General features: G+C 50.3%; 1 protein-coding gene. It reads right to left on the bottom strand.

Going from position 1 to position 903, the window contains the following annotated elements:
• Positions 1–845: T6SS effector BTH_I2691 family protein (locus tag EAE89_RS23015; RefSeq protein ID WP_339423567.1), on the bottom strand; the 845-nt coding region annotated here is incomplete at its 3' end.
• Positions 846–903 lie beyond the last annotated feature (58 nt).

Here is a 903-nt window from a genome sequence, read left to right on the forward strand (position 1 = left end):
TCAAACTGCCGACACAACGCCTCTTTCAGCGTGCCTAGAGAAGCCGAAAGTGCAATCCCTCTGATGTAATGTGGATTTTCATGAAACTGGGTCTTTAACCGATAATTCATCAGCGCGGTAATGTCCTGCACCATTGCAACCGGATCAGGCAGGAACAGGATGACCCCTTTGCCTGGCATTAATTCTCTCTCTGCCCACCAGAGGTTATTCTGATCAAATAGATATTTCCCATTCCACTGAGAGCGGGTGTAATCGGCAATACGCCGGTTAGTATCTATTCTCGTGTGATATTCCGCTACAGTATCCGTCAGTGACGAGAACGGCAGCGCATTCTCCCCCTCTCCACTGTTCAGCCATTTTTCCATATCAAAACGTTGCATATATCGCGCTCGATAGGCCGGATCTTCATGCTTTTTACGTACCGCATCCGTCCACGCCACCGCCGACCAGGCCAACCAAAAAGCCTTGTTTTCGAAACCTTCCGGCAGTACCGGTAATGTCACCAGCGAAGCTCGCGCCAACTCATTGGGCTGATCAATGCAGGGTTTCATTTCACCGCTGGCTAAGCGGGGAGGCACTTTGCCATTTTCCGGCAGGGGATAGTAATACCCCTCGCGGGTCACGTAATAATTGATCCAGCCACTCACCAGCTCATCCCAGATATACAGAAAGCCTGCTCGCAACAGACGAGTGGTATAGCCCGTTTCGCCTTTTCTCTCTACCGGCGGCATTTGAATGCTTGCAGGTAAATCCGGCACACCATCACCCTGCGCTTTGATGGCAGGACGAACAAGTAAAACAGGCAGCCCCTTACGGGTACAAAAACTACAGCCCGGGTTAATCACAATAAAATCTCCTGTATTGCACACTCTTTATTTCAGGTTTTCCGGGTTAAGACGACCC

It is taken from the genome of Photorhabdus heterorhabditis (assembly GCF_018448905.1).
GTDB classification, from domain to species: Bacteria; Pseudomonadota; Gammaproteobacteria; order Enterobacterales; family Enterobacteriaceae; genus Photorhabdus; species Photorhabdus heterorhabditis.